The following is an 8954-nucleotide window of genomic DNA, read 5'->3' on the forward strand; positions in this document are numbered from 1 at the left end:
AGATCCGCACCAAACCGCCAGCCATCTTCACTCATCGCTGAATCGGTTCTGACCGAAAATTTTCAACTTTTTAATAAACCTGTTATTTGATTTGAGTCGTTATTGAGCTCAAAATGTTTCTTTTGCAATCGAAAAACAGACAGAAATGCAAAAACTAGTCGGAACTTTTGTTATTTTAATATTCTCTCTCTTAGCTTGTCACACCCCCACCTGGACAAAAACTACTGAGAAAGAATTCGTTGAAAATTGCGTCAACTCAACGGCTGAGGATTTGGAATACGATGAAGCAAAACTTTACTGTGAGTGCGCATTGGAGTACGCTAAAGGAAAATCTTCAAATCCTGAAGTAGCTCGCGATATGAACGAAGCTGATTACCAAAACATCAAAGAGCGTTGTTTTGATAGTGCTAGAGAAGAAGCGAAGAAGCTGCGCGAAGGAAAATAAGCTTTAACTTCTTACATTTGGAAAAAACAAGAACATGTCCTTAGCATTCATAGAGTCGCAATTTGAAGAAGCAAAAAAGACGCTTGACAATTTTATTTCCAATCCAAAAAATGCTGAAAGCATTGAGCAGTCTGCTCAATTGATGGTGAAAAGTATTCACAATGGAGGTAAAGTGATCAGTTGCGGAAATGGCGGCTCGATGAGCGATGCTATGCACTTTGCTGAAGAGCTCACAGGACGTTACCGCGATAATAGAAAATCGTTACCGGCCATCGCGATATCAGATCCCGGTTATTTAACTTGTGCCGGAAATGATTTTGGATACGACTTTGTTTTTTCTCGTTTCATTGAAGGAATGGGTCAGGAAGGAGATACATTGCTTGCTATTTCAACCTCGGGTAACTCAGCCAATGTTGTTAACGCAGCCAAAGCGGCTCGCGAAAAGGGTATGAAAGTAGTGGCTCTGACCGGGAAAAAAGGAGGTGAACTGGCAAATCACTGTGATGTTGAGGTTCGAGTAACCCATGACGGCTATGCTGATCGCATTCAGGAAATTCACATTAAAGTTATTCATTGTTTTATTGGGCTCATCGAAAAAGAGCTTATTAAGTAGGTTTTATCTAATTGATAATTGAATGTTTACACGATAATTGGTTATTATTGTGGTAAACGCGATTACCTATGCTAGTAAAAACCTACGGATCAGCAGTTCAGGGTGTCGATGCACAATCTATTACCATTGAAGTCAATATTGGAAAAGGAATAAACTTTTTTCTAGTTGGATTGCCTGATAATGCGGTGAAAGAAAGTCAAAAACGCATTGATGCAGCTCTCAAAAACAACGACTATAAGATTCCCGGAAAAGGAATAACCATAAACATGGCACCGGCTGATATTAAGAAAGAAGGATCAGCTTACGACTTACCTTTAGCGATTGGTATTTTAGCGGCAAGTGAGCAAATTCAGCCAGAATCAGTTGGCGATTATGTCATCATGGGCGAGCTTTCACTTGACGGAGAATTACGACCAATAAAAGGAGCTTTACCAATAGCTATTCAAGCCAGGAAAGAAGGGTTTAAAGGTTTTATTCTGCCAGAGCAAAATGCTCGAGAAGCTGCTATTGTAAATGATTTAGATGTATATGGAGCTAATAACATTCAGCAAGTGATCGATTTCTTCGATAAAGGAAATAGTCTGGAGCCCCTAGTGCTCAACACGCGTGAAGAATTCAGCAAAAACGTAAATCAATTCGATCTCGACTTTCAGGATGTAAAAGGTCAGGAAAGTGTTAAAAGGGCTCTTGAAATATCAGCAGCGGGGAGTCATAATATAATATTGATTGGACCACCGGGATGTGGAAAAACCATGCTCGCAAAAAGAATTCCTACTATACTACCACCTTTAACACTGGAGGAAGCATTAGAAACAACAAAGATTCATTCCGTTTCAGGTTATCTCGGTGAGAACACAGGACTTTTGACTAGCAGGCCATTTCGGCATCCACACCACACCGTGTCTGATGTTGCGCTTGTTGGTGGAGGCTCAAATCCAAAACCTGGAGAAATCAGTTTGGCACACAATGGAATTCTTTTTCTCGATGAATTACCTGAGTTTAAGCGGGCAGTTCTCGAAGTACTGCGCCAACCGATTGAAGATGGAGTTGTAACGATTTCACGTGCTAAAATAACTGTAGATTATCCAGCTAGCTTTATGCTTGTTGCAAGTATGAATCCGTCTCCAAGTGGAGATTTTTACGATCCTGAAACATCCAGTGAAAGCGAGCAAGCTGTTTTGCGTTACCTCAATAAAGTATCCGGTCCACTTCTCGACCGAATTGATTTGCATATTGAAGTGCAGCCTGTGCCTTTTGAAAAGTTATCATCGAAAAGAGCGGGTGAGTCGAGCGCTTCAATTAGAGAGCGTGTCATAGAAGCCCGGGAAATACAAATAGATCGGTTTCGGTCAGAGCCAAATATTCACAACAACTCGCAACTAACACCAAAACTGATGAAAGTGCATTGTCAAATCGATGATGCCGGTTCTCAGCTATTGAAGAATGCAGTTGATAAATTCGGGCTTTCAGCAAGGTCGTATAATCGAATTTTGAAGGTGTCCAGAACCATTGCTGATTTAGAACAAAGTGAAACAATACAACCTAACCATCTCGCTGAAGCTATTCAATACCGTTCTTTAGATAGGGAAGGTTGGGCAACTTAGCATCCCATAAGAGTAAAAAGTCTCACTTTGGGAAAAAAGAACGCTTCACTGAAACGGTGTAACTGCCTGAAAAACAAAACATTTATATTTGCTATTCAATTGGTACAGAAGTTGAAATGTATCAACAAAATTAATTTGCTATGAAAATCAAACAATTATTAATCGTTGCAATTGGAGCAGTTGCTCTTTGGAGTTGCGAGAAAGATGAGCCAGCTCAACAGCCAACTTCTCCTAATTCTGGAGTAAACAATAACGTTGCAGAGATAAACGAACGCGTTACAATTAAAAATGAACCAATCGACATTTCTGGAAAGCGTTATTTATCATCTGGGAAAAAAGGAAACTCTATTGACGCAATTTCAAGCACCCAACCAACAGACTGTCAAACAGGTTGTACTCAAACAATTTCAGGTGCTCAAAATGGCAACTTGAATATCAATTCAAACCAACATGTTTGTATTACTAGTAGTGGTGTTTTTCAGGGTAATGTTAACCTGAATGGTGGTGTATTATCTGTTTGTGGAAATCTCACAGTTAACAATATTAACCTGAACAACGGAGCTAAGCTAATTATTAATGCCGGTGGTATTTTAAATATTTCAGGCGGGCTCAATATCAATAATGGTAGCTATTTTGTCAACTACTCTAAGAGTGGTGTTAATATTAGTGGCCACATGAACAACAACGGTACAGTAGAAAACTACGGTGATGTTGATATTGCAGGTAATTATAACAATAATGGAAACTCAACACTGATCAATAGTTGCCGCATGGATATTGCTGGTAATTTTCACCAAAATGGTGATATGGATCACTTTGGTTTTCTCAATATTAACGGAACTGTTCATTTCAATAACCCAACAGGAAGTAATGATTTGAATGGTGGTTCTTTGATTGCCTGTCAAAAAGTTTTTGTCAATACAACTCTTAATGGTGTTGGATCTGACTATAGCAAGATTGATGTAGCAGGACAAACGATTATCAACGGATCTGGAAATCTTACAGGACTTCTTGATATTTGTGACTCAACAGGTATTGATGTAAATAATGGTACATTCGGTCCTGATGTTACTCAGTGTGCAGCTTTCATCCCTTCAAGTGGAGATTGCAACCCGGGTAGCGGAGATGCACCAGAGGATGATTTCACATTAGTAGCTGATGTTGATGCGCCAACAACTAATGATGGTCGCAAGTTGAGTGCAACTTGTATTCAAATTATTGGCAACTATGCTTATGTTTCATGGCACTTGAATGATGGTCCACAGGACTACGCAGGTCTTCTTGAAGTATATGATATCAGTAATCCAACCAGTCCATCTATAATCACAACACTTTGGTCAGCTGATATCGACTTCAATCACCTTTATGCAAGTGAAAACACTTACGGTAATAAAAGAAAACTTTGGGCTGTAGGTAGCCGTGATATTTATTCAAGCAATCTTTCTTCACCGGCTTACTTAGGTAAGTTCACATTGACAAACGAAATTTTCACTAACAATACTTTTGAGCAATTTGATCTACCTTCTTATTCAGGTAACTCTGTTATTGAGAGAAATGGATTGTTGTATCTCGTTTCTGGTCAAACAGGTGGAGCTTTAACAACAATGGATACAGCTGGCGGACCATTGACTACTCAAGTTAGTAACGACCGTCTCAAGTACCTCGATTTTGATGGAAACAAGATGATCATGCTTAAGCAAGGTAACTCGAGTTCTGAGCTGATGGTTTATGATTTGCCAAATCCTAACTTCTCAGCACCAACAGTTATTCAGGTTGGTCCAATCAATCCATCTGATGGTAAAAACGTTGCTCATATCAATAACGGAAAAGTTTATGTAGCGACAGGGACTTATGGTTTGAAAGTATTTGATGCTATCACAGGATCATCTTCTCCAATTGCAACTTTCAACCCTGCTGAAGGAGCAACAAATGGAGTTTCAACTGATGATGAGTACATCTATGTTGCAAACGGTAAAAGCGGATTGCATATTTTGAATAAGAACGATGCAACTGCTGTTGGAAACTACAACTACGATGGATCTGCAAACTTTGTAGCATCACAATCTGATTTCATTTTTGTAGCAAATGGTACTGGTGGATTGAAGATCATCCACAAGAATTAGTAGTTAATTCAAACCATTAAATTTTTAGCCCGGAAAGTACTTTCCGGGCTTTTTTTTGAAATAAATGAACTTGATTTCAATAGTTAGTAAACTATTGTTCTGATTTCACGTCTTATTAGTTACAAATTAATTATCAAGAAGTTATGAGGGGTAAGGTTTCGTTGTTAGTTTTTCTTATTAGTATTTTTTGCACTAACCTATTTTCACAGGGGTTCCCCTGGTTAGTGGATATTGAAGGAGGGTCATCAATAGGTGAGCCCGTGCCAACTGATGTTGCTTATGATCAATCTGGTCATATTTATGTTACCGGTTATTTTGAAAATTCGGCTCTGATTGGAAATGTTAATTTATCTGGTACAGCAAATGAGGGCTTTTTAGCAAAACTTACTGATGATGGATCAGTTGTTTGGACTCAAACCTTTGGAGGTAATGAAGATGATGCCGGAGTGAGTGTGGTGACCGATAACGCAGGAGGGGTTTATGTTAGTGGTGTTTATCAAAATACTGCTCAATTTGGGTCTTTGAGTACTACTGCAACTATTTCCAGTCCAACTTTCGATTCTGAAAACTTTCTTGTTAAATATGATACTGCAGGAAATGCTGTTTGGTTAAAAAATGGCGCTAATGCGGGTAGCTTCTTCAACGCAACAGATAATAACAAGTCCAAGCTTAGCTTTAAAAACGGAACGTTACTTTTTGGAGCATTGTATGAAATACCCACATTCGGAGGTGGAACAGTAAATGATAGAACCTTTGATGGAATTGCTTTTCCTCAAAATTCAAATAATTCTGGAGGTACTAACTCATTTGTTGTTTCAATGGATACAGCTGGAAACGTAAATTGGTCTAACACCATTAGGGCTGAAGGATCATCATTTTCAACAGAGTCTTACATCAAAGATGTCAAATTAATGAGCTCAGGAGATGCGCTTGTTTTAACTCTTAGCGAAGATACTACTATCATTGGAGCCAATACGGTCATTAATTCACCTTCTGCCTCTTCAAATATTAGATATAATGCATTGATCAAACTCGATGGCTCAAATGGTAATTATATATCAAATCATCTGTTGCCAAATCAGGGCTTTTCTACAACTTCTCGCGGGTTAATAGCATTAACTTCATCCGATGATATATTTATCTCTACAACTAGAAATAGTAGTACACCTCAGTCTCTTTTGGGAACACCTTTACCATCATCAGGATCATTTATCTACAAACTCACCTCAAATCTTACACCGTATGATATAGAAATATTAACCAATGGATCAACCTTTACTGGCCTGAATGCTGTTTCTTCTATTGACATTGATAATCAGGGAGCTCTTTTTATAAGTGGTGTGATTGATGGACAACTAACAATATCTGGAGCAACTATTAATGAACAGAGAGAACTGTATTTTATTAAGACTGATACTGGTTTTACTCAACTTACCTGGTCTGTTACAAGTAATAAACCAACAAATAATTTTCAGGTTCCAGCTATGACCGGAGCTGATATTGGTGTTACCAACCAGGTTTATTTTTGTGGAAATGTTGCTGCATCACAAACAGAGTTTGGAACTCAAACAAGCTCTTCAACTTCATTCAATAATGGTTTTGTAACTAAAATAGTTGATTGCCAGTCATTAAATGTGTCTGTGACTCCAGCTAATCCAGTTATTTGTGGAGGATCATCAAGTACCCAATTGACTGCTACTACAAGTCCCAACTTTGATTATCAATGGATAAGTGGATCTTCAGAGATTGCAGGTGCAAACAATGTTTCATATTCAGCCTCGAGTCCTGGAACCTATAGTGTTCAGGTCGATAGTCTCGGTTGCCTGGATACTTCAAATAGTGTGTCAGTAACACAAGAACCTTTACCAAATGTGAGTGTGCCTAGTACAACATTGACCTTGTGCTCTCAATCTGCTCCAATTGTCTTGCAGGGAGGCTCACCAGCCGGTGGTGTTTGGTCAGGAACGGGAGTGATAAATGACTCTGTTTTTGATCCCTCTTTGGTCGGATCCGGTCCGGTTTTGCTTACATACACTTATTCTTCAACAGGTGGGTGTTCTGACAGTGATGTGAGAATAGCTAATGTTGTATCACCTCCAACACTTTCAGTTTCAAGCTCTATCCCTGATTTTTGTGAAGGAGATCAATCTGTTAGTATGAGTAGTTACGTTTCTCCAACTGGGGGGACATATTCTGGCCCCGGTGTTAGTAATAATCAGTTTTATCCAGATAGTGCAGGAGTTGGAACACATGTCATAACTTATACTTACTCAGCTGTTCAGGGCTGTGATGATTCCACAACGTTTAATATAGTTGTTTATCCAAGCCCGGTAATCAACTATCCAACTTATTCACCAGTTTGTAACTCTACTTTCTCAATCCCACTAAACAGTGCCACACCATCTGGAGGCTCGTACTCGGGTAATTTTGTGGTGAGCAACACTTTTTATCCCTTTTTATCTGGCCCCGGTACTTTTCCTATCACTTATACAGTAACCCAAAATGGTTGCACGTCAACAGCTACAGAGTCTATACAGGTTGATGCGCCAGTTACTCCAACGCTATCCAGTGTTGGTCCATTTTGTACAGGTGATGACTCTGTGGTTCTGAACCAGGGAAGCCCCTCAGGCGGAACTTATTATTTGAATAACTCAGCTGTAACGAGTATAGACCCAGGTTCTTTGGGAGTAGGAAATTATCAGTTAGAATATGTGTTTAGCAATGCATGTGGATCTGACACTGCAACCCAAAATTTCGATGTGAATCAAACACCATCAGTGAGTTTTAGCTCAATAGGCGATTATTGCGAAAATGAACCTCCGATCAACCTGGCAGGAGGAAGTCCTTCAGGCGGAACATATTCTGGCCCCGGTATTTCAGGAAATACTTTTGATCCATCGCAAGCACAAATAGGTGTAAACACGCTTGTTTATACTTATACAAGTTCAGGAGGATGTTCAGCTTCTGATTCTATTACAACAACAGTTTATTCTCAACCGACAATATCATTCAATAACCCTGATTCTGTTTGTTTGAACGGTGGAGTGATCAATTTGAACGCATCACCAACGGGAGGTAGTTATTCAGGTGCTGGTGTGACAGGGAACACATTTGATCCGCAAGTAACAGGAGTTGGTTCTCAGGTTATTTCCTACTCATTCACGAACACTAATAATTGCACAACAACATCATTTGATACGATAGAAGTTATCAACCCAACAGCACCTACACTACAACCACTACAGGCTGTTTGTGAAGGAAGTTCGGTTATCAACTTAACGGGAGGTTCACCATCTGGCGGGACATTCTCCGGACAAGGCGTTTCGAACGGACAGTTTGATCCCTCATCAGTAAGTGGAGGAACATATGATATTGTTTACTCTATCAATACTGTTTGCGGAACACTGTCAGATACCCAACAAATTGTTGTTAACCCAAAACCACAGGTTACACTACCATCATTAACCGACAGATGTGTTGATGCCGGAGTTGTAACACTTCCAGCAGGCTCACCATCAGGCGGGACGTATTCCGGCCCTGGAGTAACAGGAAATCAGTTTGACCCATCCGTAGCCGGAGTAGGCACACACGCTATCGTTTACTCATTCACTAACACGAACGGCTGCACGGGATCAGACACCCAACAGGTTGAAGTGAATCCATTGCCGACAGTTTCGTTCTCTGGTTTAAGTGATGTTTGTATAAGTTCAAACTCAATAACACTAACAGGTGGAACACCAACAGGCGGCACTTACTCTGGCCCAGGAGTGTCAGGAACTCAATTCGATCCATCAGTAGCAGGAGTCGGAACGCATGTAATTACTTACAGCTTTACAGATGGAAATGGATGTACTGATTCCGACACAACAAGTATTACAGTAAATCCATTGCCAACCGTTTCCTTCACTTCACCGGGCACATTCTGTGAAAGCGATGCAGCGATCATCCTAACAGGAGGCTCACCGACTGGCGGAACGTATTCCGGCACCGGAGTAACAGGAGGTCAATTCGATCCATCAGCAGCCGGAGCAGGAACTTTTAGTTTGATTTATACCTATTCAGATCCGAATGGTTGCAGTGATACAGCAATGACAACGGTGACTGTAAACCCAAAACCACAGGTTACACTACCATCACTAGCCAACAGATGTGTAGATGCCGGAGTTGTG

General features: G+C 40.1%; 5 protein-coding genes. All 5 read left to right on the forward strand.

From position 1 onward, the window contains the following. Positions 1-145 precede the first annotated feature (145 nt). A complete protein-coding gene (locus tag F3059_RS11395; RefSeq protein ID WP_151169340.1) occupies positions 146-445 on the forward strand; it encodes a hypothetical protein in 300 nt (99 codons plus the stop codon). Between the two features lie 34 nt (positions 446-479). Next, complete coding sequence (gene lpcA / locus F3059_RS11400; RefSeq protein ID WP_151169342.1) at positions 480-1058, forward strand: D-sedoheptulose 7-phosphate isomerase; 579 nt, start codon at positions 480-482, stop codon at positions 1056-1058. Positions 1059-1126: 68 nt separating this feature from the next. Beyond that, positions 1127-2662, forward strand: coding sequence for a YifB family Mg chelatase-like AAA ATPase (locus F3059_RS11405; RefSeq protein ID WP_151169344.1), 1536 nt, complete (start codon positions 1127-1129; stop codon positions 2660-2662). 140 nt (positions 2663-2802) lie between these two features. Further along, a complete protein-coding gene (locus F3059_RS11410) occupies positions 2803-4785 on the forward strand; it encodes an LVIVD repeat-containing protein (RefSeq protein ID WP_151169346.1) in 1983 nt (660 codons plus the stop codon). A 224-nt stretch (positions 4786-5009) separates the two neighbouring features. Beyond that, positions 5010-8954 (forward strand): carbohydrate-binding protein (locus F3059_RS11415; protein WP_151169347.1); only part of this gene is annotated, 3945 nt, incomplete at its 3' end.

Source organism: Salibacter halophilus, from assembly GCF_008806325.1.
Lineage (GTDB): Bacteria > Bacteroidota > Bacteroidia > Flavobacteriales_G > Salibacteraceae > Salibacter > Salibacter halophilus.